Consider the following 23606-nt stretch of genomic DNA (forward strand, 5'->3'; position numbering starts at 1 on the left):
CTGCGCAACAAGTTGCTCAGCTTTTAGTGATCTGGCGCACAGTGGGTTTGAGTTCTCGCTTTAAATAATCACAAAGCATTGATTTATAAGGTTTTTATTTAATTGGCATGCTTGTCGCTATAGGGAGGGTTCCCGGATCACTGCAGATCCATGACCCAAGGCAAGGAAAGCACTCATGCCAACACCCGCGTATCTGTCCCTCGAAGGCACCAAACAAGGCCTGATCACTGCCGGCACCTTCACCGAAGATTCCGTCGGTAACATCTTCCAGGAAGGTCATGAAGACCAGATCCTGGTTCAAGCCTTCAACCACCAGGTCATCATCCCGCGTGATCCGCAGTCCGGTCAGCCGACTGGCCAGCGCGTTCACAAGCCGCTGATGATCACCAAAGTCTTCGACAAATCCTCGCCGCTGATCTTCAACTCCCTGACCTCCGGTGAGCGTCTGTCCAAGTGCCGTCTGGAGTGGTACCGCACTTCCTCCACCGGTACTCAAGAGCACTACTTCACCATCGAGCTGGAAGATGCCGTGATCGTTGACGTGCAGTCGCGTATGCCGAACTGCCAGGATCCAGGCATGGCTCACTTCACCCACCTCGAAGACGTGTACTTCACCTACCGCAAAATCGTCTGGACCCACGAAGTCTCCGGTACTTCCGGCTCCGACGACTGGCGTACCCCGATCTCCGCCTAAGCATTGGCTGAGTTCGCGTAATACCGCTTCGGCCAGGCTTGTCCTGGCCGAAGCGTTTCTAGTGAGACCTGCGTCGCCAAACGCTGGCAGGCATCGCGCAAAATCGCGAACAGGCACGGCTTCCATGCCAAGCCTGGTTTAGAAATGCGCAGTGGTTTGATTCATGGAACGAAACGAGAGGAACAACGAATGTTCGCCGCCGCCAACCAGACTCACTTCAGCCTGACGATCGAAGGCGTTAGCCACGATCTGCAGGTACTCGAATTCAACGGTCGCGAGGCGATCAGTCAGCCCTTCGAGTTCGAACTGGAGCTGGTCAGCGAACGTCCTGACCTGGATCTGGAAAGCCTGCTGCATCAGGCCGCCTTTCTCGCCTTCGATCAGGCCGGCCACGGCATTCACGGGCAGATCTACCGCGCCGCCCAGGGCGAATCCGGCAAGCGCCTGACCCGCTACCACGTGACCTTGCGCCCGCAACTGGCGTACCTGGCACACCGCACCAACCAACGCATCTTCCAGCACCTGACGGTGGAGAAGATCATCAGCCAAGTACTGCAAGAGCACGGCATTCAGGCCAACGCCTACCAATTCCAACTCGGCTCGATCTACCCCGAGCGTGAGTACTGCGTGCAGTACGACGAATCCGATCTGCACTTTGTCCAGCGCCTGTGCGAGGAAGAGGGTATTCACTACCACTTCCAGCACAGCGAACAAGGCCACGTACTGACTTTTGGCGACGACCAAACGGCCTTCCCCAAACTCGCGCCAACCGCCTATCAGCAAGACAGCGGCCTGGTCGCTGACAAACCGGTGATCAAGCGCTTCGGCGTGCGAGTGGAAACCCGCTCGAGCCGGGTCACCCGCCGTGACTATGACTTCGAAAAACCCAAGCTGCTGATGGAGGCGGACGCCAAGAGCGCGTTCAAACCCGATCTTGAGGATTACGACTACCCCGGCCGTTTTGTCGACCGCGAGCGCGGCAAACACCTCAGCCAGCGCATTCTCGAACGCCATCGCCACGACTTCGAACGGGCGCAGGGCGACGGCGATCAGCCGCTGCTGGTCAGCGGCCACTTCCTGGCGCTGACCGAGCACCCGCGCGCCAGCTGGAACGACCTCTGGCTGCTCACTGAAATCCACCACGAAGGCAAACAGCCGCAGGTGCTGGAAGAGTCGGTGACCAGTCACGCCGAAGTCAGCGATGGCTTCCAGCAGGGCTACCGCAACCGCTTTACCGCCACGCCCTGGACCGTGCTGTATCGGCCGCCGCTCCACCACCCGAAACCGCGCATTCTCGGCAGCCAAAGCGCGGTGGTCACCGGGCCTGCGGGTGAAGAAATCCACTGCGACCAATATGGTCGGGTCAAGGTGCAATTCTTTTGGGACCGCATCGGTGCGGCCGACGACAAAACCAGCTGCTGGCTGCGCGTGAGCTCAAGCTGGGCCGGCGACCGTTACGGCGGCATCGCCATTCCACGGGTCGGCATGGAGGTGCTGGTCACCTTCCTCGAAGGCGACCCCGATCAACCGCTGGTCACTGGCTGCCTGTACCACGCCGAACACGTGGTGCCCTACGACCTGCCGGCGAACAAAACCCGCAGCCTGTTTAAAACCCTCAGCAGCCCTGGCGGTGGTGGCTACAACGAACTGCGTATCGAAGATAAAAAAGGTGCCGAACAGATCTACATCCACGCCGAGCGCGACTGGGATGAAAACATCGAGCACGACCAGAAAATCCGCATCGGCAACGAACGCCACGACACGGTCGAGGCCAACAGCTACAGCGAATTCAAAGCCGAAGAACACCGCACCACTCACCTGGACCGCAAGAGCGAAGTCAAAGCCAACGACCACCTTACCGTCGGCAACAACCAGCACATCAAGATCGGCACCGGCCAATTTATCAACGCCGGCCAAGAGATCCACCTGTCCAGCGGTCAGAAAGTCGTACTCGAAGCCGGCAGTGAACTCACCTTCAAAGCCGCCGGCAGCTTTATCAAGCTGGATGCCAGCGGCATCACCCTGGTCGGCCCGATCATCAAAATCAACTCCGGCGGCGCGCCGGGGAGCGGGTCGGGGGCGGCGCCTATTCTGCCGGGGATGGTTAAACCCGCGGATGCGGATGTGCCCGGCGCCGTGCTTGAACACAGGCTCAAGCAGGCGCGCTTGGCCAACAACCCGCTGGTCGAGCTTTGCCAGAAGCCTAAAGGCGGTACGCCATTGCAATGCCCATTGGCCAACTGTCCGTGTCGTGCCGCGCTTCAGGTGGGATCACAAGGATGAAAATGCATATTCAGCAGGGCTTCCCAGGCGTGACCGACAGGGCCTATTTGCTGCTGGAAAACGGCGATGAAAAGCTAGAGCGCGTCTATGTCCTGGAGCACGCACCAGAGCCCATTTATCTGTTCGCCGATACCGAACTGGCGGCTCATCAGGAGCAAGGTCCACTGCTCCTATGTTTGTCCGGCAGTGCTCTACTTGATGAATACCGCAATGCACCCAACGAATGGCGCGGCCTGCTTCTGAGCAGCCCGCAACCCCTCGAAGAGCTATTGGCGCATTTGAGGCGCATGCTGATTGTTAGCTTCGACGGCAATCGTAAAGCCCTGCTGCGCTACTACGACCCACGCGTCGCCAGTTACTTTTTTCCCGCTTGCGATGCGGACAGCGTTACGCCCTGGCTAGGGCCTATTCAGCAATTGATCTGGCATGGTGGCACCTGGGCCGACAGCGCCCAAGGCCTGAGCCACTGGCACAGCCTGAGCAATTTCAATGGCACCGCTGTGACCGAACAACCGCTACCGATGCCGCTCAACCAGCAGCAGACCAACGCGTTAGAGCGCCAGCAGCTCGAACACTTCACCTACGAGTGGCTACAAGGCCAATCCGGAGTGCCCTTTAGCTTGGCCTGGGATTACCTGCAGCAGGGACTGGCCGCCAGCTTCGATGAAGCTGACGCTCTGCAGGCTTATTTCGATTTGCGCACCCAATATCCTGACCACGCCACCCACCCCATCCCCCCTGCCGGCGACACGCAGCAGCGACTGCAGCAGTTGCGTGCCTACTTGGAAGTATCGCCGACACTCAAGGAGCCCCACGCATGACTGCAAAAGTTGGAAGTCTGAGCGGCGGTCCGGCCTGCGAGGCCGGCAAGCTGATCGTCGAAGTCATCGGCAAGGATCACCCGCCAGGACAGCGAATTGTCATCTACGATGAAACCGACAACCAGCAGCAGGAGGCGCTGACCAAACGCCGCAAGTTGGAACCGCTGGTCGACCCGGCCTTTAGCAGTACCCTGCATATTTGGCCCTGGGACAATCAACCAACCCGCCACCTTTGGCTGGAAGTTGAAACGGAAAAAGGTGGCCCCCTATTCCTGCCACTGATGAACGATGCCAAGGCCACGCCAAGGCAAGTCGATCAGCAATGGAACCAGATCGTACCGATTGTGCCTCTAACGCCTATGCGTAGTAGCACAAACGAAAAGGATCAAGGCATCCCTGTCCTAGCCAGGCCCGGCTACCTCTATGTTTTTTACCGCGGCAAGCTCTGGCGCGAACTCGAAATCCGTCAGAGCGAAGGTAAGAACACCTATCACGACATAGACGTAAAAGCCTTTCGCCAACAGGACGGGTTCTGTATCGGCCCACGTGATGCTTGCGGTAAAGGCTTGCAAGAAATCTGGCTGCCGGCCCGCTGGAATCGCAATCAAGTGAGCGACGTAGAACTTGCCTTTGCCGAGGTACAACTGCCTGCCGCTCGCCTGCACCGCCTGGAACAGGACACTAAGCTGCGCGCCCAACGTTGCCAGCGTTTCAATATGCAGGCATCCGCTCAGCAGTTTAAAAAGCTCGGTGCTGGCCCTGACGGGCGTTCCTTGGCTCAGGGATTACTGTTGGCCATTCTCAGTCAGAATGCATCTGCCATGCAGCCTGCCGCAGAAGCCGAAGCGCGCCGCCGTAGCTTGAACAATCGAATCTTTCCCCTGAATCTGACAGAACCGCAGCGCCTGCGTGAACCTCTGTACGAACCGCAATTTGATCATCCCACGTACTATCTGCATGATCTTGCCGGCGGCTATCCGGCGAAGTGCCACCAGGCAGCGCAGAAGCTTGTCGACGGTTACGAAGCCGGACACGCTCCCCATCTGCGCAAAGCACCGGAGCTTGACCCGCTGGCGATTTGCCTGGAGCGCAAACTGCTGGCGATGCGTCCACCGCAAGACAAAACCCAGCAAACAAAGCAGAAAGAAAAGCTCGAAGAAAGCGTCAAGAACTGGCAGGCACAACCTGCTGTTGCCGATGCGCTAGCCGATGCTCGCACCCGGCAAATCGCCGGTTTGTTGGTGGAGGACGCGGTATACCGCATGCGTCAATTGCGCGACCGCATTGAAGCCGCCCAAGCAGCGGTGAGCCTGGCCGCCGAACGCGCCAGCCTTCAGCCCCACTATGCGAGTGCACTGCTCGTGAGCAATTTCGTGCTGCCGTTGCGGATCGACGGCAAAACCAACCCGCTGAGCAGCAGCGCCAAGGCGCTGGATGCGGAGGGTCATGAACGCATCAGGCATATTCTTGCCGAGCCGCTTGGTCACCATGCTCAAATCGCTCATGGTCAGGCGCGTAGGTGTCTGGCGAGTTGCCTCAAAGAGCCTTCCAACCAACAGACCCTGGGTGATCTGTTTTGCCTGGACGGTTTCGACTACTTGGGCGCTTTCGCCCTGACCGGGCAATGCATGGCCAGCATGGCCAAGCGACTGAATGACCCGCTGAACCTCAGCTTTCGACGCAAGGCCACCGATCAGGAAAAGCTCCTTCTCGATATCGCCGACAACAATCGTCATCCCTTAAATGCGATGCTCTGGCCAACAGCTGACCAACAGATCTGCATGGCGTCCTACCAAAGCCCAGCGGGCAAGGAAGAGAACCTGGGCGATGGTCGTTTGCGTCCAAAGGCACTTGCTGCACTGGAAAACGCCGCACTGCCCAAGCCAGGCAAGGTGCAACTACTGGAAGCCGCTGTTCTGATCTCTGCCGCCCAGCGGGGCGACTTCAAGAGCTTGCTCGGCTTCAAGAGCTCGATTAACGCACTTATGAGCGTACTGGGTGTATTGCAGGGTACCTTGAAGGCAGCGGAAAACGCCGTCACCACTGCCCAAGGCCGAGTCAATCAGGCGACGGCAGAAGTGGACACCTCCGGCCGTCGTGTAGGCCAGAGCCAGGAGGTGCTGCGCAATGACGCCCGCTTGGCCCGATTGAACATATATGAAGCCAGAAGCTTTCAACTGGCTCGCACCATGCTTCCCGAAACCCTGGGCGCAATGCGCTTCGAGCGCAGTGGCCGAGTCAATACCCGTGACCACTACATAGTGCGCCCCGACCTGTTGGGCATGACAACAACCGGTCCAGGAACGCGCATGAATGGCACCGTGCGCGACGGGCAGGGCGGTGTAACCGCTACCAGCAATGCCAGCGAGGCCAGAGCCGCGGGCCTTCCCGCCGGTAAACAGGAACATTTACTGGTGGTATTACCGGTTCGTCATGAAACCACCCAGCGCTTGGAGCGGCTCTACCAGCAGTTGCGCGAACTCTTCCAAGCGCAAGAGAACCTTAACCGGCAGCGAACGAGCCTTGGCGAGGCAGACCGCGCTTACCAGGCGCGACTACGCAGCGGGGTATATCGCACGCTTAACTCGCCGATCATGCCTCCACTGATGATGGGATTTGAGTTGTTTAATGTGCGCGCGGAGTGGCAGGCATATGAATCGACAATTAGGTATCGCAGTAACGCGAGAGCAAATTTTGGATATGGAAGTGCCGTATATGATGCAGCTTTAGCCCTCGAACTTCTTGCCGAACGTGTGGCCCACGATACGAGAGTTATACGAATGCTAAGTGCAAGCTTGGATCGCACCCTGCTTCGTAACCGGCTTGCGGGGGGCAGGCTCTTTGCCGCCAATGTCACCACGCGGATGACCTTAGGGGCGGTGGGCGCGGTTCTGTTTACCGGGTTGAATATCTCCGATTCGATCAATGAGTTCGCCTTGGGCGACGATGCGGGCTGGGGCTATACTCTGATGGCCGCCGGCGGTGTCGCTACCTTCGCCAGCGCCTTTATGGTTGGTCCTGCGGCCGGCGCCCCCTTGCTGGCACTGGGGCCTGCGGGCTGGATGATCGCCATCGGCCTGGCTCTGACCCTAGCGGGGGCAGCCCTGGTCTGGTGGCTGGACGATACCCCAGTCGAGGAGTGGCTTAAGCTTGGGCCGTTCGGTAAGGATCAGCCCGGCATTTTTATAGACACGGTGCGCCCAGCCCATCTACTGGATGAGAAAGAGGCCTTCTATCGCCTGGTCGGTTTGTTTGCTGGCATGCATATACAGGTTGAAGCCAACCCCGAGCAAGCCAAAGCTCGTAGCAGCTACCCCATGCCCGGCCAGGAGGCCAGGCACCAAGCCATGCGCGAAGCCAATATACGTATCCAGATTGCCAGCAACTTACCGGGACTAATCAGCTCCCTGGGGGCCAGTCAGATGCGTGTTGGCATTTGGCAGCGCTTACACCGCAGCTCTCCCAGCCCGAGGGGGGATCGCATGGTGGAAACTGTAGAGTTGCTGCCCGGCCAGAACTTCTATCTGGATACCAGCCTACCTGCGGATAAGGCAAAGCCCAAACCCGCTTATTTGTTGTATCAAGAGCAGACTCCGGCGGGGCTCGATCTGTATCTACGGCAACCGCCAACCCCACCCGCCCAGCGCAGTGGCATTAGCATTACCATGCACCGCTACAGCTGGGCCGTACGTGCGCAGGTAATTGCAGATGATGGCAAGCAGCAGTGGCATTTTCCTGCCCCGCCACCGGTAGACCCCCTGCGTTTCAATGCCAGTGAGCATGGCAAACCTAATTACACGGCAACTCAACAGGCTTTCTGGGCCGATGAACAAAGTAATCAGAACTAAGAGGCTGCACCTGCTATGAATACGGCTGTTACAACCCACTATGCCGAAGGTGCCTATGACTCCCGGCATATCCCTAATCAGTCGCCGCAAATCCGTAAGCATGCAGGATTACTGACAACAACTTTGCCTTGGGGTGATACGGAAGATATAGCGCCGTTCAGTTTTATCGATGACTACTCACCAGAACGGTTACGGGATTTGGAAGAGGATGAGCGAAAGAACCCCGGCATTCGTCAGCGCAATGAAGCTATTTTTCATAATGCCTGCAACCATCTTTGTTACCGGCGGGCACATGCGTCGCTTTGGACGCAAATATGGCTGTATATGTGGGGGGTAGGTCGTGCGCTATTTTATATAGGGGTTGGGATTTTGTTGGTTACTCAACTTCCTTTGGCAATTTTTAAATCAACTTCTATTGAAGAATTCAACTCTCACATGCTTGAGATGAGTTTATGGATTTTGCCAATACCTTTAACCTGCTGGGTCGTTGGTCATATTGCTCTCTATCGTTTACCAACAAGTTGGATATTAAAACCTTCAAAAGGCCCGCTCTGGGAGCTTAATCGGCAAACCGGCCAGGTCACTGTTTTTGCGCGTAAGCCCGGACAGTTTTCACATCTGGGTATTGACGGTGATTTCGTTCGGCCATTTTATGAGTTCGACGCCTGCGTACATATTCTGCCAAGTCGCCAAGGCCTGCCGCAGTACTCCCTGCACTTGGTGCATCGCTATCAGCCCGTAGCCATCGACTTCAAGTCAGTCATCGGTTTGCAGAGTTCGGAACAGGCCTGTTTTGCGCTCTGGGATATGTGGCAGAACTATATGGATATCAGCCATCCGTTGCCGGAAATACCCACCTGGGAGGAATTCCGCCCGCTTGACCCAACAACCGCCGAACATGACCGTTTGACGGGTCGCAATCCCAGATATTGGCGCGATATGGATAAGGAAACTTATAAGAACGTCATCGATGAGTTGCTAATCAGCATCCAAAAACTCGACGCATTCTCCCGCCCTAATCTGATGAGTCAGCATGTGCGGTATCTGTGACAATATCTTGTATATGACAAGTAAAGGGGCAGATTTGTTTGTTGGCTTGCACCATTAGTCGAAAATAAATCCGCCCTATTGTCGAGGGCTCGGTGGTTGCTTTCTTGTCGGGGAGAAAGTTGAGAGCGGGTCGGTAGAGTTTTTTAATGAGCTGTTGATGTGCAGGCTACTTTAGTTGAAGTAAGCTCCAGCACGGAAGGATCTAAGTATTTCCTCAGCAACCACAACATGGATGATATAGATGCGTACAAAATCATTACTTGCGATTCTTTCTTTGGCGCTGTTCAGCCAGTTTTCCTATTCAGCTGTTTTATACGATGCTCGCTTTGCCTCGCCGCCAAATATCGAAGGGCAGTCCATCGTTGTTGACGGTACCCCGCAAACGCCAAGCCGAGTCACCATGGGTGCAGTGGAGATGCGTTCGGGTTTCGCTGGCCAGCCGGGTAATTGGGCGGTTTTCAATGCGCCAGGCTGCAGCTACGACCAGATTCAGTTCAACCTACCGGCGGGGCTGTCCAAAGCCTATGTTAGTTGGGACATGTTTCCGAGCATGCTTAATAACAGCGACAGTGCTTTCAACGTGCATCTGGACAGTACCGGTTATGGCGCCCGTAGCCTGTTGATGCATGGCGGGCTGAATAACATTCAGCTATTTAATTTCGGCAAATCGGCAACTCTTGCCAGCCTTACCAACCTGAAGAAATATCGCATGCTGGCTCGGGTGGATGCGGCCAGCGATCTGCTTGAAATTTCGATTGATGGTACTCCGGTGTATAGCGGGACGTTTGGTAGCCCCGACCTTACTAGCGTGCGTATGACTCTCTCGCCTTGGAAGGGTGGGGCGACTCAATGCAATGATGCCGCCGCCGCGATCAGCAATATCTTGATTTACGAGCAGCCAAGCGACATCGAGGTGCTTCCTCCACAGAACATCGGGGTGACCTTTAATCTGGCGCCTGGTTATCCGGCCTCAGTATCGGCCAATGGGGGCTACCTCAGTTACCGTCGGGGTATTCAAAACCGTGGTGCTGTACCGTTGAATCTCTACACCTGGATCACTGTCGACTTACCTGACGGCACCGGTTTTCCGTTGCAACAGGCTCACTCCGTAAACCTGCAGCCGGGAGCCAGTGTGGCCACAGTGCAGAGTTCCTTTTACATCACCAAATGGTTCCCCGCTGGTGACTACAAAGCACGAATGGTGGTGGTCAACCAAGTGACTGGGGAGCAGTTTAATCACGATATCCCTTTCACTAAGCGACCCTAATCGACGCTTAGCACTTCTGAACAAACGCCCCGATAATGGGGCGTTTGTCTGTGAGTCGTATGCAGGGCATAACCCTGCGAGATTTCCACCTCAGTTCTGTGTTCAGGCCAAGTACCATCAGGGTAATTCTGTTGAAGCCGGCATTAACTCCGGCCTCTCCCTTTGCAGTTTGCTCTGCAGCATTTCCAGTTGCTCCAGCACGGCGCGGGCTTCGTCGAGTTCGGTTTGGTTGCGTTCGCCGGATTGCGCGGCCTGTTCGATGCGTTCGCGGATGGCGGGGATCTGCTGCACGCCGCTGGCGTAGGCCATGATCTGGTCGCGGGTTTGCTGGTCTTCGAAGGCGCTGTACTGCGCCGGGTCGGCCAGCTGTGCGGCGGATGCGGGTTGGCGGGGTTTGAGTTGGCCGAGGGCCGGGCTGCGAGGGTCGCCTTGGTCGGCCATTAGCTGAATCAGCATTTGCGCTTCCTGGGCATTCAGTTGCGGCTCGCTTGGCGGTTCTTCCACCGATTTTTCTGCAGGCGCTGGGATTGCTACAGGTTGCTGTGCCGGCAGGGCGGCGGGCATCTCTGGCAAGCGGATGGGCGGGCTGATCGGCGTTGCGGCCTGCGCTGCAACAGTTGGCGCGGTGCCGGCCAAGGGCGTGCGCACAACGACGATGGTCACCGCCGTGATCACGCCGAGCAGGCCGATGCCGAGCCAGGCCTTCATAGTCCTTCCACCTTGGCGTTGGCCAGCAGAACGTCGACGCGAGCCTGGAAGGCTTGGGTCAGCTGTTCCTTGGCGACCGCCTGGTTGACCTCATAGCGCACGCTGGGGTCGCTGAGTGGCAATTGCTTATCCTCACGGCTGCGTACCTGGACGATCTCGAACGCGCCGTCGATCAGCATCGGCTGGGAAACGCTGTTCGCCTTCTGCAACAGGGCGGTCTTGCGCAGAAAATCCAGCTGCGCATCCTGTGGGCGAATCAGGCCAAGGTCGCCGGGCGGCGTTTGATTCTTGCTTTCGGCCAGTGAGTAGCGGCGCACGGCATCATCGAAACTCAGGCCCTTTTGCAGTTCGGCATACACCTGGTCGGCGCTGGCTTGATCGGCCAGGCGGATATGGCTGGCCTGCACTTGGGCAACGTTGAGGTAGAGCTGCAGGTTGCGCTGGTAGTAGGCCTCGGCGTCCGCATCGCTGACTCGGCTGGCGCGTTCGCGCAGGCTGGCGGTTTCATGGTGGAAGTCGCTGTGCAGGCCAAGTTGATGCAGGTACTTGTGGCGGACCAGTTTGTCGCGCACCAGCTGGCGGATGCCGGCCTGTTCGTCCGCGCTGAAGCCTTTCTCTCCGAGCTGATACCAGAGGTAGTCACGCAGCGCCTGCTGACGCACCTGTTCGGCCAGGTACACCAGGTTGCCCTGCTGCAGCTCCACCCGGCCTTGTACGTTGTCGCCTTGATACAGCTCCAGCAGGTTCAGGCGTTGTTCGGCCTGGCCGGGGAATTGCCAGCTGATCAGTTGCACCTGGGCGGCATCGACTTGTTGCTGGGGGCTCAACTGTAGGCTATCGAGCACCACGCCTTGGGTTGGCGCGGTTAGTACTTGGCGCAGGCGGGCGCTGCTCAGCGCCTGTGGCTGGCGCAGAAAGGGCCGTACATCGTGATCGAACTGGCGGCCGTAGACCTGCTCGATCAGGTTGGCGGCTTCGCGTTCGACCAGCGCATCCAGATCACTGCGGTATTTGCTGCTCAGCTCGGTTTCAACCTCACGGGCCAGCAGGTGGTTCTCCGCCAGGCCGGTGCGCAGCAGACGCAGGTCGGTGTTGAATTTGATCCGGGTCATGGCCTGCTCCAGCAGGCCGATGCTTTTACCGGGCAGGCGTTCACCGTTGATGTGCATGTCCTGGCTGCCAAGGGCTGACAGGCAGATGCCGGCCAGCCCCAGTACCAGCAAACTGCGCTGGATAAGCCCGCGCACCTTACAGGCCACCCTGGCCGTAGAAGGTGTTGGCACCCTTGGTCAGCACGCTGACGGTGAGGGCGATGGACTCCGGAATCAACTCCTTGGCCACTCGCAGGCGCGTGGCGTAGCTGGTGTCATACAGCGGCTCGGGACGCTGGTAGGCGACCTGGGCGGTCTGGGTCAGCAGATCGCGGATCGGCTTCTGCGCGTCATAGCTGCCGACCCGGTTGGCCACTGCCGCCATATTGTTCAGGCCTTCGCTGAAGTAGTGATCGTCCACCCAGCCTTCCCAGCCGGAGTGGCCATTGCCCGACGTAACCCAGGCATGGTGCGGCTGCGCGACATCGCCGGTGGTGTGCAGCGAGTAACCGATGGTTTGCAGCGAGGGCGCGTTCTTGAACTGATCGAACCAGTACTTGGCCAGGTTATCGATGGGCTGGAAGGCCGCCGTCTGGAAGTCGCCGTAGTGCGTCTGCCAGTTGGAGGAAGTGCCCTGGCGGTAATGCGCTTCGGTGGTGTCGAAGTCGCTTTTCTTCAGCTCGCGGTTGTACAGGTAAACCATGGCGTACCAGTCAACGTCGCCGCTCCAGCTGCCATCCACCTTGCGGTAGCGGTAGTCGTAGCCACCGTGGTCGTTGCCGTGGGCGTCACCCTGGCGGGCCATGTTGATAAAGTGCCAGTACGAGGTGTAGTTGACCAGCGAAGCGGCGGCACCATAAACCGGCGCGTGCTCATAGCCGACCCACCAGCCGCCCAGGCGGGTGTCCTGGAAATCGTCAACGTCATAGGCCGCCTGGCCGAGGATTTCCCCCGCACGGGCTTCGCTGCCGGCTGCGCCGACGTAGAACTGGTAGGCGCGTCTCATCTCGGGCGTGGCATGGGCCGAGTTGAGGAAGGCCAGGGCGTCTTTGACGATGTTCTTGTGCGTCGGTTGCGACCAGGCGCTGGCGTGGCTGGCGCTGAATGCCAGGCCTAGACCAACGACCAGGGAGGTGAGGTTTTTCATAGGGAAGGCGCTCTTTTGTTGTTGGAGTTGAGCAGTATTAGCGGTCATTGATGGCAGAACTGTTGCAATGCCGCACGCCAACTTAAAGCTGATGCGCTGTGTTGCCTCAACCCAACTAAGGTTTGGTGGTATAGACCAATTTTCTCGTGCGTCTTAATCCGCGCCGTTGTCTTCCTGATGCAAGGCCCCTGTCTCGCTGCTTTCCAACACCACATAGGCGCTGGCGCAGAACAGTGAGTTGAGGCGTTTCATGTCGGCGATCAGCTCCATGTGCAGGGCGCTGGTTTCGATGCTTTGCACCACCTGATGGTGCAGACGGCTGACATGAGCGTGTGCCAGTCGTCGCTCCTGGGCGCGGAAGCGGCGTTTTTCGCGCAGCAGCTGGCGCGCGCTTTCTTTGTCGGCAGAGAGAAACACCGAGAGGCCAAGGCGCAGGTTGGCCAGCAGTTGGGCGTGCAGGGTGGTGAGTTCCTCCAGGCCGCTGTCTGAAAACGAATGGCGCTGCGCGGTTTTCTGATCCTGCACTTTGCCGAGCATGCGTTCGATGATGTCGCCGGCCTGCTCCAGGTTGACGGCCAGCTCGATGATCTCCGCCCAGCGCCGGCTGTCGTGCTCACTCAACACCTCGCGTGGCACCTGCGCCAGATAGAGTTTGACCGCGCTATAGAGCGCATCGACATCGTCATCCAGGCGGCGCAGTTCCTTGCCCAGAGCGGTTTGCCCACCGCGCAAAACTTCCAGCAGGTGGCTGAGCATGGTTTCGATCAGGTCGCCGATGCGCAGGGTTTCGCGCACCGCATTGGCCAGGGCCAGGCTCGGTGTGGCCAGCGCGGTGGGGTCGAGATGGCGTGGGCGGGCGACGCCGTTTTCATCCGGGCGATCCGGCAGCAGCCAATTACAGAAGCGCGCCATCAGCCCGACCGTGGGCAGCATCAGCACGCAGCGCAGTCCGTTGTAGAGCAGGTGAAAGCCGATCACCAGCTCCTCGGGGCGCCACTTCAGGCTGTCCAGCCAGTTGGCCAGCGGGTCGAGGAACGGCATCACCAGTAGCAGGCCGATCAGTTTGTACAGCAGGCTGCCCAAAGCCACACGCCGTCCGGCTGGGGTTTGCAGGCTGCTGGTGAGAAAGGCCAGCACGCCGCTGCCGATGTTCGCGCCAATCACCAGGCCGATGGCCACTGGCAGGCTGATCAGGCCGGCACTGGTCAGGGTGGCGGTGAGCAGCACGGCGGCCAGGCTGGAATAGGAAATCAGCGCGAACAGCGCGCCGACCAAGGCATCCAGCAGCAGATCGCCGGTCAGTGAGGCGAACAGCACGCGGATGCCCTGCTCCTGGGTGATCGGCGTAGCGGCGGCAACGATCAGCTCAAGCGCCAGCAGCATCAGCCCCAGGCCGATGGCCACACGGCCGAGCTGACCGGCGCGGGTCTGCTTGCGCGAGAGAAAGAACACCACGCCGAGAAAGATCAGCAGTGGGCTCAACCAGCTCAGGTCGAGGGTCAGCACGCGGGCCATCAGCGCCGTGCCGACGTCTGCACCGAGCATGATTGCCAGCGCGGGAGTCAGCGCCATCAGTCCCTGAGCGACAAACGAAGTGACCAGCAGCGCGGTGGCATTGCTGCTCTGCACCAGCGCGGTCACGCCGATGCCGGCAGCAAAGGCCAGTGGGCGCTTGCTGACGTTATGGCTAAGCACCTTGCGCAGGTGCGAGCCATACACCCGCAGGATGCCGGTACGGACGATATGGGTGCCCCAGATCAGCAAGGCGACGGCAGACAGAAGATTCAGCAGGGTGAGCATGGTGCTGCTCCCTGGCGCGCCCGCCCGGTTGCAGCGTGACGCGTGGTTTTTACTTGTTATAAAGGCTAAAGCCCTATGTTTAGCTTTAGCTGGGGTTGGCGCTGCGCGCCAGCGAGCGACACAGGCTGTCGCGTAATCCCGCCAGACTGCGTGAGCTGATAACCTTGCTCGCTACTGAACGGATGCCCATCGATGCTGACGCTTTATCACGCCCCTGACCTGGAAACCCTTGGCGAGCTGGCCACCACCCTGCTCGCCACGCCGATGCGTGATCCCTTTGCGCCGGCGCTGGTGGTGGTGCCGAGCCAGGGCATGGGGCGCTGGCTGACCCTGGAGCTGGCGCGCAAGCAGGGCATTGCCATGCAGCTGGAGGTGCAGCTGCCGGCCAAGTTCGTTTGGGACGTCTCGCGCCTGTGCCTGGGGCAACTGCCGGAACAATCGGCGTTTAGCCCCAGCAGCCTGAGCTGGCGCCTGTATGACTGGCTGTGCGAGCCGGCCCACCTGAGTGAGGCGCCGCGCCTGGCGCATTATCTGGATGGTGGCGATGAGCGCCGCAGGCTGTCATTGGCCGTGAAGATCGCCGACGTATTCGACCAATATCTGTTGTATCGCGACGACTGGCTCGCCGCCTGGGAACGCAACGAGCTGCTCGATCTCGGCCCGGATGAAGGCTGGCAGGCGCTGCTCTGGCGCGAGCTGACCAAAGACGGCCACCCACACCGCGCGCGTCTGCTGGAAGAGCTGCTCACCCGCCTGTATGACGCCACACCCATCGCCGGGCTGCCCGAGCGCGTGCTGGTGTTTGGCATCAGTTCGCTGCCGCCGCACCATATGCGGGTATTGGAAGGCCTGGCGCGGCACACTCAGGTGATTGTTTTCGCCCTCAACCCATGCCGCGAAGCCTGGGGCGAGATTCGCGATATTCGAGAGTTGGCCAGGCAGCCTGAACTCAGTCCGGACGATTGGTATCTGGATGTCGGCCACCCGTTGTTGGCCAGCCTGGGCAAGCAGGGGCGCGACTTTTTCGACAGCCTGTTCAGCCTGGCCTCCAGCGAGGGCAGTCAGGAAATCGGCCTGTATTCCGAAGATGAAGACCTGCACGATGCCAGCCTGTTGCAGGCCTTGCAGAACGACATCCTGCGCCTGCGCACCCGCACTGCCGATGAACGTTTGCTGCTGCGTGAGGACGATCGCTCGCTGGAACTGCACGTCGCTCACTCGCCGCTGCGCGAAGTGGAAATCCTGCATGACCAACTGCTCGCCCGCTTTGCCGCCGACCCCGCGCTGACCCCGGATCAGGTGGTGGTGCTGACCCCGGACATCGAGCGCTATGCGCCCTATATCGAAGCGGTGTTCGCCCCGCGTGAAGGTGTGCCGCGCGTGCCGTTCAGCTTGGCCGACCGCAGCCTGCGCGCGGAAATCCCGCTGATCGAAGCCTTCCTCAATCTGCTGGCGCTGCCGGACAGTCGCTTTGCCGCCGAGGAAATCCTCGCCTGGCTGGAACAGCCGGCCATCGCCCGCCGCGTTGGCATCGAGGCAGAGGATTTACCGCCGCTGCGCGACTGGTTGCGCGACGCCGGCGTGCGCTGGGGCCGTGATGCAACGCACCGCGAGCAACTGGGCCTGCCGGCGGATGCGGCGTTTACCTGGCGGCAAGGGCTGGATCGCCTGCTGCTGGGCTTTGCCGCGCCGCCGCAGCTGGCCGGTCTGGCTGCGCCACTGTTGGGTAGCAACTGGCCGCTGGATGCACTGGAAGGCGGCCGCGCACAACTGCTCGGTCGCCTGGCCGGTTTTGTCGAGCGCTTGGCCACGCTGGCGCAGAGCCTGCAACGGCCGCGCGCCCTGGGCGAATGGGCCGAATCCCTACAAGGGCTGATCGATCAGCTGTTTGATGAGCGTGAAGCCGGTGACACCCTGTTGCTGCTGTCCAAAGCCTGCGCCGCGCTCAAGGAGCAGGGCGAGGCTTCGGGGGTCGAGCGGCCGATTGAGCTGGCGCTGATCCGCCAGCAACTCACCGCCGCCCTGGAGCAGGGCAGCGCCGCCTCTGGCTTTCTCACCGGCGCGGTGACCTTCTGCACCATGGTGCCGATGCGCAGCCTGCCGTTTCAGCTGGTCTGCCTGCTGGGGCTGGATGATGGCGCCTTGCCGCGCCGCACCCCGGCAGCGGGCTTTGACCTGATCAGCCAGAAACCCCGCCGTGGCGATCGCGCGCGACGTCTGGATGACCGCTACCTGCTGCTGGAAACTCTGCTTTCGGCCCGTGGCGGCCTATATCTGAGTTACGTCGGCCGCGACCCGCGCAGTAACGCCGAGCTGCCGCCTTCGGTATTGGTCAGCGAATTGCTGGATGTGGTCGACCTGACGGCTATCGCGCCAACCTGTAGGAGCCAGCTTGCTGGCGATCTAAGCGACAGAGAAGCATCGCGAGCAAGCTCGCTCCCACAAGAGCAAAGAGCCAGCGCCCATATCACCCATCACCACCCGCTGCAGCCTTTCGCCCCCGGCAACTTTGCTGGCAACCGCCATGCCGGCTTTGCCGCGCCCTGGTTCCACGCTGCGCAGCGCTTGAGTCAGGCGGTGCAAGCCCCCGCGCCCTTTGCCAGCCCATTAGATAAGCCGGGTGAAGATTTATCGGGCGGCGTTCCGCTCACTATCGAACCCAGCCAGCTGATCCACTGCTTCAAGCACCCGGCGCGCTACCTGCTGGAACAACGCCTCGGCCTGCGCCTGGCACAGAGCGAAGAAACCCTGGCCGGTGACGAGCCGTTCAGCGTCGAGTGGACCAGCCAGCATGGCCTACGCCAGTTAGCCTTGCAGGCCATCGAGAACGGTTGGAGCGAGCGCCAGGAACGCGCCGTTGCGGCGGCTTCCGGTTGGCTGCCGGTGGGCGAGCTGGGCCAAGCGCACTGGGGACAGATTCGCGGGCCGATCCGCGCCTTTGCGCCAACGCTGTTTGACGAGCGCCCGGATGACGCGCCGCAACCGCTGTTGGTCGATATCGAGCTGGCCGGTGTACGCATTCACGGCTGGCTGGATGGCGTGACCTGCGTCGGCCTGTTCGACTACCGCCTGCGTGATCTCGGCGCCTGGGAGCTGGCGCCATTCTGGCTGCGCCATCTGCTGCTCAACTGCGCTGCCACGCCCGAGATCAGCCGCGACAGCCGTCTGCTCTCGCCGAAAAGCGAATGGCGTCTGGGCCCGCTGGCCAATGCCCGCGAGCTGCTGGTGCCCTGGCTCGAAGCCTACAAAAGCGCGCTGTGCGAGCCGCTGCCGCTGTTCGCCAAGTGCAGCCACGGCTTTGCCCGCAAATGGCGTAGCCCCGGCAAGAAGGAGCCGATTGATGCCGCGCGCAGCGAAGCGCGGGTGATGTGGCAAGGCAATGACTTTATGACCGGCGAAGGTCAGGACCCCTGGAATGCCCTGGCTTTTCGCGACCGTGAGCCGCTGGATAAACGCTTTGAAATGCTGGCCGAACAGCTTTACGGCCCGGCGCTGGATGCCCTGCAAGGCAGTGACGAGGATGAAGCATGAGCAGCGCCAGCCTGAACCTGCTGCACGACAGCTTCACCGGCCGCTCGCTGATCGAAGCCAGCGCCGGCACCGGCAAAACCTGGACCCTGACCGCGTTGTACGCGCGCCTGTTGCTGGAGAAGCAGCTCAACGTCAGCCAGATTCTGGTGGTGACCTTTACCACCGCTGCCACCGCCGAGCTGCGCGAACGCATTCGCAAGCGCCTGGCCGAGTTGCTGGCGGTGTATGAACAGGGGCCGGGCGACGACGCCTTGCTCAATGAACTGCTTGCCCAGTACCCGGATGCCGCCAGCCATCGGCGTCTACTGCTGGCGGTGCACGGTTTTGACGAGGCGGCGATCTTCACCATTCACGGCTTCTGTCAGCGCGCCTTGCAGGACGCCGCGTTTGAAGCGGGTGGCGATTTCGACAACGAACTGACCTTTGATGACCGCGAAATTATCGACGCCCTGCTCGCCGACCTCTGGCGGCATGAGCTGGCCAGCGCCGAGCCGGAATGGGCGGCGTTTCTGGTGCAGCAGAAGATCACCCCGCAGGTTCTGCGTCAGCGTTTGCGCAATCACCTGGGTAAGCCGTACCTGCGCATCGAGCCGCAACCGGGCACGCGCAGTGAGATGAGCGCCCTACGTGCCGCCTGGCAGCAGGCGCAGTGTCTTTGGCATGGTGAAAGCGCGGCCTGGTTGCAGCAACTGAAAGCCTTCGATGGCTTTAAGAGCAATATGTGCAACCCAGCCAAACTGGGCGTCTGGCAGGCCGAGTTGGACGGTTATTTCAGCGACGCCGCCGCGCTGTTCAGCAAGACCGAAGCGCATCGCCGCCTGGCCCGCGAAGGCTTGAACAAGGCCAGCAAGAAGGGCTGCGAAGCCCCGGCCAATCCGCTGGCCGCGGCCTTGCAGGAACTCTGCGATGCCCTTGATGCCGCGCAACCCGAGGCCGAGCAACGCCTGATCGACCTGCAAGTGCGCCTGATTCATCAGCTCAACGAGCAACTGCCCGCGCGCAAGGCGGCGCAACGCTTGCTGGCCTTCGATGACCTGCTCAACAAGCTGCAGCAAGCCTTGCAGAGTGAGGGCGGCGAGCACCTGGCCAGCACCCTGCGCACGCAGTATCCGGTGGCGCTGATCGACGAGTTTCAGGACACCGACCCGGTGCAGTACCGGGTGTTTCATCGCATTTATCAGGACGCCGGCGATCTGTGTTTTGTCGGCGATCCGAAGCAGGCCATTTATGCCTTCCGTGGCGCGGATCTGGCGACCTACCTCAAGGCGCGCAGCGAAGCTGCGCGCCAGTACAGCCTGGCCACCAACCACCGCTCCACGCCCGAGCTGATCGCCGCGCTGAATCAGCTGTTCGATCGGCCCATGCCCTTTGCAGAGCAAGGTTTGGCTTACCAACAGGTCGGGGCCAGCAGCAAGGCGCGGGCGCAACTGGTGTTGCCGCATGGTGAGGATGAAACCGACGCACCGCTGGCGCTGGTCTGGCTGGATAACGACTACCTGGGCAAGGGCGAAGCGGGCGCATTGGTGGCGCGGGATACGGCGCAGCGCATTGCGGCGGTGCTTAGCGCCAGCAGCCGTGGCGAGGCGTATTTTGAGCAAGACGGCACGCGCACCCCGCTTAAAGGCGGGGATATTGCCGTGCTGGTCGCCAGTCACCGTCAGGCCGGCGAAGTGGCTGCCGAGCTGGCCGCCCGTGGCGTGCCCAGCGTGCGCCGCGGCAAGGAGAACGTCTGGCACAGCGAGGAAGCTGATGAGCTGTCCGCCGTGCTCGCCGCCTACGCCGAGCCGGGCCGCGAGGGCGCGTTGCGTTATGCTCTGGCTAGCCGTTTGCTGGGCCGTAGCGCCGCCGATCTGGCCGCCTGCAGCGAGGATGCCCAAGCCTGGGACCGCGAGCGCGAAGCCGCCGAGCGCTATCACCAACTCTGGCAACAACAGGGCTTTATGCGCGCCTTCCGCGCCTGGCTGGATGAGCAGCACGTGGCCCAGCGCCTGCTGGCCCTGGTCGATGGCGAGCGCCGCCTGACTAACCTGCTGCACCTGGCCGAACTGCTGCAAACCGAAAGCCTGCAACGCCCCGGTCTGGAGCAATTGCTCGCCTGGTTCAACGCCCAACGCAGCGCCGAGGCCCATGGCGAAGACGCCTTGCTGCGTTTGGAAAGCGATGCCGAACGCGTGCAGATCGTCACCATCCACACCTCCAAAGGCCTGGAATACCCATTGGTGTTCTGCCCCTACCTGTGGGACGGCGCGCTGCTGCGCCAGCATGAAGACATCAGCTGCCACGCCGACGATGGCACACCGCTGCTGGACCTGGGCAGCGAGCAGCTCGACATGCACCGCGAGCGTGCCCGTCATGAGCGTTTCGCCGAAAAACTGCGCCTGACCTATGTGGCCCTGACCCGCGCCCGCGATCGCCTGTGGCTGCACTGGGGGCCGGTGGACTGCAAACCGAAAAAGGACGGCACCCTCGGCGACAGCGGCCTGCACAGCAGCGCCTTGGCCTGGCTGCTGCATGGCCGCGGGTTACCGGGTGAAGATGCTCTGACCGAACTGGCCGGCCACCTGCAAAGCCTCAGCCCGCAAGGGCTGCGTGCCGAAACCGAAAAGCTGATCGCCAGCAGCCAAGGCCAGATGGCCCTTCAACCGTTGCGTGACAGCGAGGCCAGCGCCGCCGGTGAGCAGCGTGCGCCAGCCCCGCAGCAACTCGCCACCTTGCAACGCAGCCTGCACAGCGCCTGGCGCATCGGCAGCTTCTCCGGGCTGGCCGCTGGCATGCATATGGAAGCCCCGGACCGCGACGGCCTGGTGATACCCGATGCCAGCGAGCCGGGCACGGGCTTCTTCGCCTTCCCCCGTGGCGCGCGAGCCGGTACCTGCCTGCACGCCATCCTCGAAGATTGGGCGCGCGGTAAAGGCGCACTGAATGAGCTGATCGAGCCGGGGCTGAGTGGTCACGGTATCAGCAGCGACTGGCAGGCCGTGGCGCTTGACCATCTGCAACAGGTGATCGACACCGATCTGGACGGCCAGGGTCTGACCCTCGCCGGTCTAAATCCGACGCGACGCTTGCCCGAACTGGGCTTTACCTTTCCCCTGGCGGGGCTGGATGTGCAACGCCTGCGCGCGATTCTCTGCGACCCGGCGCATGGCCTGGCGGCACCGATGCGCGAGGCGGCGGCGCGGCTGGAATTCGACAGCCTTAAGGGCTTTCTCAAGGGCTTTATCGACCTGACCTTCGAACATAACGGGCGCTGGTACATCGCCGATTACAAGTCCAACTGGCTCGGGCCGGACGCCAGCTACTACGGCGGCGAACGCCTGCTGCAAGCCCTGGCCGCCGAGCATTACTACCTGCAATACCTGATCTACCTGGTGGCGCTGCGACGCTTTCTGCGTCAGCGTCAGGATGATTTTCACAACGACCAACTGGGTGGCGCCTATTACCTGTTTCTGCGCGGCATGCCGAGTGCTGGGGTGTATTTCTCGCGGCCTGCCGATAGCTTGCTGGATGCCTTGGATAGCCTGTTTGCGGAGGGCGCGTGATGCTTAACGATCTGCCCCTCGGCCCGCTGGAACGCGCCCTGGTCGACAGCCTGCAGCGCCTTGATCCGCAGGCGTCGCCGATGGTGTTGGCCTCGGCGGCGTTGCTGTGCATGGCCTTGGACAAGGGTGATGTTTGTTTGCCGTTGGCGCGTCTAGCCGGGCAGCGGCCCTGGCCCGACCATGGCTTCAGTTTGCCGCCGCTGGCCGAGTGGCAGGCGCAGCTGGAAGCATCTTCCCTGGTGGGTGGTGATGGTGATTTCACCCCGCTGATTCTCGAACACGGCCGTCTCTATCTTGCGCGCTACCAGGCCTACGAACGCCAGTTAGCCGAACAGTTGTTGCTGCGTGCGGCCGATCTACCTGCGGTGGATGAGGCGCAATTGAGCGAAAGCCTCGGCCGTCTATTCGCCTTTAACCAGCAACAACCTGACTGGCAGCGCCTGGCCGCCGCGCAGGCAGTGCGGCGCAAACTGGCGGTGATTTCCGGCGGTCCCGGCACGGGTAAAACCACCACTGTGGTGCGTCTGCTCGCTGCGTTATTAGAGCAACCTGGCTGCGAGCATCTGGCCATCGGCCTGGCCGCGCCCACCGGTAAAGCCGCTGCGCGAATGGCCGAGGCGATCCGCAATGCCAAAGCCGAATTGCCGGTCAGCGAGTCAATCAAAGCCGCCTTGCCGGATGAAGCGCGCACCCTGCACCGCCTGCTCGGCAGCCGTGGCGACAGCCCGCAGGTGCGGCATCACGCCGCCAACCCGCTGGCGCTGGATGTGCTGGTGGTGGACGAAGCCTCGATGGTCGATCTGGCGCTGATGGCCAAACTGCTCGACGCCTTGCCGCCCTCTGCGCGGCTGATCCTGCTCGGCGACAAGGACCAACTCTGCGCCGTGGAAGCCGGTGCGGTGTTTGCCGAACTCTGCGAGGGCCGTGGCTTTGATGCTCAGGCGGCGAGCGAACTGCAACGCATCACCGGCCAGCAGGTGCCTGTCAGCCAACCCAGCTCGCAACTCGGCGATGCAGTGGTGCTGCTGACCCACAGCCACCGTTTTGCCGGCGACAGCGGCATCGGCGAGCTGGCGCGGCGCATTAACGGCGGCGATGTCAGCGGCACGCTGAACCTGCTCAAGGAAGATCGCAGTGATCTGGCCTGGAATGCCCAGCCGACGCCCAACGAGCTGCTGGAACGTCTGGATCAGGGCTATGCGCCCTATATCAGCGCCGCCAAAAGCGCCGACCCAGCGGCAGCCTTCGCCGCGTTCAATACCTTCCGCGCGCTCTGCGCCCAGCGCGAAGGCGCCTGGGGCGTGGCTGGCATCAACGAAGCCCTGGAGGCGCGAATCAAGCGGCGCAGCCAGGTCGCCAGCCGCGAACGCTGGTATGTCGGCCGGCCGGTGATGGTGCGGCAGAACGACTACGCACTTGGTCTGTTCAACGGCGATATCGGCATCTGCCTGCACACTGAGTACGGCCTGCGGGTGTTCTTTGAGGGTGAAGAAGGCTATCGCCCCTTCGCCCCGGCCCGTCTGCCCAGCCACGACAGCGCCTTCGCCATGACCGTGCATAAAAGCCAGGGCTCGGAGTTCAGCGAAGTGCTGCTGGTGCTGCCCGAACTGCCCAGCCCCCTGCTAAGCCGCAGCCTGTTCTACACCGGTATTACTCGTGCCAAACACAAGGTGGAAATCTGGGCTTTGCCGCCACGTCTGGGCGAGGCGGTGGCGACCCGAGCGGAACGGGCGGCTGGTTTGGCTGGGCGGCTGGAGATGCCATTAACTGAAAATGCTGCTTCTGTAACGACGCAGGGACAGCTCGATCTTTTCTAGCTAGGAG

The 23606-nt window shown here is 61.1% G+C and carries 13 protein-coding genes; 9 read left to right on the forward strand and 4 right to left on the reverse strand.

Annotated features, from left to right (window positions below):
- The first annotated feature begins 175 nt into the window (after positions 1 to 175).
- From RHP75_RS00715 to RHP75_RS00740, 6 genes are all read left to right on the forward strand, one after another.
- Positions 176 to 694 carry an Hcp family type VI secretion system effector gene (locus RHP75_RS00715; RefSeq protein WP_090443843.1) on the forward strand — a complete coding sequence of 173 codons (519 nt, stop codon included), beginning with the start codon at positions 176 to 178 and terminating at the stop codon, positions 692 to 694.
- A gap of 189 nt (positions 695 to 883) precedes the next feature.
- A complete protein-coding gene (tssI, locus tag RHP75_RS00720; RefSeq protein ID WP_311090031.1) occupies positions 884 to 2977 on the forward strand; it encodes a type VI secretion system tip protein TssI/VgrG in 2094 nt (697 codons plus the stop codon).
- Positions 2974 to 3798 (forward strand): DUF4123 domain-containing protein, encoded by an 825-nt coding sequence (locus RHP75_RS00725; protein ID WP_311090032.1) that lies wholly within the window; start codon positions 2974 to 2976, stop codon positions 3796 to 3798. The genes tssI and RHP75_RS00725 overlap by 4 nt, the downstream gene beginning before the upstream one ends.
- The gene (locus tag RHP75_RS00730) at positions 3795 to 7646 is read left to right on the forward strand and encodes a toxin VasX (protein WP_311090033.1); all 3852 of its coding nucleotides are present in this window, start codon (positions 3795 to 3797) and stop codon (positions 7644 to 7646) included. The genes RHP75_RS00725 and RHP75_RS00730 overlap by 4 nt, the downstream gene beginning before the upstream one ends.
- Before the next feature lie 15 nt (positions 7647 to 7661).
- Entirely contained in the window at positions 7662 to 8696 is a 1035-nt protein-coding gene (locus tag RHP75_RS00735; RefSeq protein WP_311090034.1) for a hypothetical protein, read from the forward strand.
- 241 nt (positions 8697 to 8937) lie between these two features.
- Positions 8938 to 9963 (forward strand): RbmA family biofilm matrix protein, encoded by a 1026-nt coding sequence (locus tag RHP75_RS00740; protein WP_311090035.1) that lies wholly within the window; start codon positions 8938 to 8940, stop codon positions 9961 to 9963.
- 117 nt (positions 9964 to 10080) lie between these two features.
- Here RHP75_RS00740 and RHP75_RS00745 read toward each other — a convergent pair whose 3' ends face one another.
- From RHP75_RS00745 to RHP75_RS00760, 4 genes are all read right to left on the reverse strand, one after another.
- Positions 10081 to 10671 carry a hypothetical protein gene (locus tag RHP75_RS00745; RefSeq protein ID WP_311090036.1) on the reverse strand — a complete coding sequence of 197 codons (591 nt, stop codon included), beginning with the start codon at positions 10669 to 10671 and terminating at the stop codon, positions 10081 to 10083.
- Positions 10668 to 11918, reverse strand: a complete 1251-nt coding sequence (locus RHP75_RS00750; protein ID WP_311090037.1) for a peptidyl-prolyl cis-trans isomerase — start codon at positions 11916 to 11918, stop codon at positions 10668 to 10670. Before RHP75_RS00750 ends, RHP75_RS00745 begins: the two co-directional genes overlap by 4 nt.
- A 1-nt stretch (position 11919) precedes the next feature.
- Positions 11920 to 12909: a hypothetical protein gene (locus RHP75_RS00755; protein ID WP_311090038.1), complete on the reverse strand. Its 990-nt coding sequence runs from the start codon at positions 12907 to 12909 to the stop codon at positions 11920 to 11922.
- A gap of 153 nt (positions 12910 to 13062) precedes the next feature.
- Positions 13063 to 14709, reverse strand: a complete 1647-nt coding sequence (locus RHP75_RS00760) for a Na/Pi cotransporter family protein (protein ID WP_311090039.1) — start codon at positions 14707 to 14709, stop codon at positions 13063 to 13065.
- 192 nt (positions 14710 to 14901) lie between these two features.
- Between RHP75_RS00760 and recC the strand changes: the two genes are divergently transcribed.
- The 3 genes from recC to recD are packed head-to-tail and all read left to right on the forward strand — an operon-like array spanning position 14902 to position 23599.
- Positions 14902 to 18240, forward strand: a complete 3339-nt coding sequence (gene recC, locus RHP75_RS00765; protein WP_311090040.1) for an exodeoxyribonuclease V subunit gamma — start codon at positions 14902 to 14904, stop codon at positions 18238 to 18240.
- Positions 18237 to 21782, forward strand: a complete 3546-nt coding sequence (gene recB / locus RHP75_RS00770; RefSeq protein ID WP_311090041.1) for an exodeoxyribonuclease V subunit beta — start codon at positions 18237 to 18239, stop codon at positions 21780 to 21782. Before recC ends, recB begins: the two co-directional genes overlap by 4 nt.
- Positions 21782 to 23599: an exodeoxyribonuclease V subunit alpha gene (gene recD / locus RHP75_RS00775; RefSeq protein ID WP_409079691.1), complete on the forward strand. Its 1818-nt coding sequence runs from the start codon at positions 21782 to 21784 to the stop codon at positions 23597 to 23599. Before recB ends, recD begins: the two co-directional genes overlap by 1 nt.
- Positions 23600 to 23606 lie beyond the last annotated feature (7 nt).

Source organism: Pseudomonas sp. SG20056, from assembly GCF_031764535.1.
Taxonomy (GTDB): domain Bacteria; phylum Pseudomonadota; class Gammaproteobacteria; order Pseudomonadales; family Pseudomonadaceae; genus Aquipseudomonas.

What these genes read in the sequence shown, in the direction of transcription:
- tssI (WP_311090031.1), top strand. Translation starts at nt 884, where the DNA reads ATGTTCGCCGCCGCCAACCAGACTCACTTCAGCCTGACGATCGAAGGC.
- recC (WP_311090040.1), top strand. Translation starts at nt 14,902, where the DNA reads ATGCTGACGCTTTATCACGCCCCTGACCTGGAAACCCTTGGCGAGCTG.
- RHP75_RS00740 (WP_311090035.1), top strand. Translation starts at nt 8,938, where the DNA reads ATGCGTACAAAATCATTACTTGCGATTCTTTCTTTGGCGCTGTTCAGC.
- recD (WP_409079691.1), top strand. Translation starts at nt 21,782, where the DNA reads ATGCTTAACGATCTGCCCCTCGGCCCGCTGGAACGCGCCCTGGTCGAC.
- RHP75_RS00755 (WP_311090038.1), bottom strand. Translation starts at nt 12,909, where the DNA reads ATGAAAAACCTCACCTCCCTGGTCGTTGGTCTAGGCCTGGCATTCAGC.
- RHP75_RS00760 (WP_311090039.1), bottom strand. Translation starts at nt 14,709, where the DNA reads ATGCTCACCCTGCTGAATCTTCTGTCTGCCGTCGCCTTGCTGATCTGG.
- RHP75_RS00730 (WP_311090033.1), top strand. Translation starts at nt 3,795, where the DNA reads ATGACTGCAAAAGTTGGAAGTCTGAGCGGCGGTCCGGCCTGCGAGGCC.
- RHP75_RS00725 (WP_311090032.1), top strand. Translation starts at nt 2,974, where the DNA reads ATGAAAATGCATATTCAGCAGGGCTTCCCAGGCGTGACCGACAGGGCC.
- RHP75_RS00715 (WP_090443843.1), top strand. Translation starts at nt 176, where the DNA reads ATGCCAACACCCGCGTATCTGTCCCTCGAAGGCACCAAACAAGGCCTG.
- RHP75_RS00745 (WP_311090036.1), bottom strand. Translation starts at nt 10,671, where the DNA reads ATGAAGGCCTGGCTCGGCATCGGCCTGCTCGGCGTGATCACGGCGGTG.
- RHP75_RS00735 (WP_311090034.1), top strand. Translation starts at nt 7,662, where the DNA reads ATGAATACGGCTGTTACAACCCACTATGCCGAAGGTGCCTATGACTCC.
- recB (WP_311090041.1), top strand. Translation starts at nt 18,237, where the DNA reads ATGAGCAGCGCCAGCCTGAACCTGCTGCACGACAGCTTCACCGGCCGC.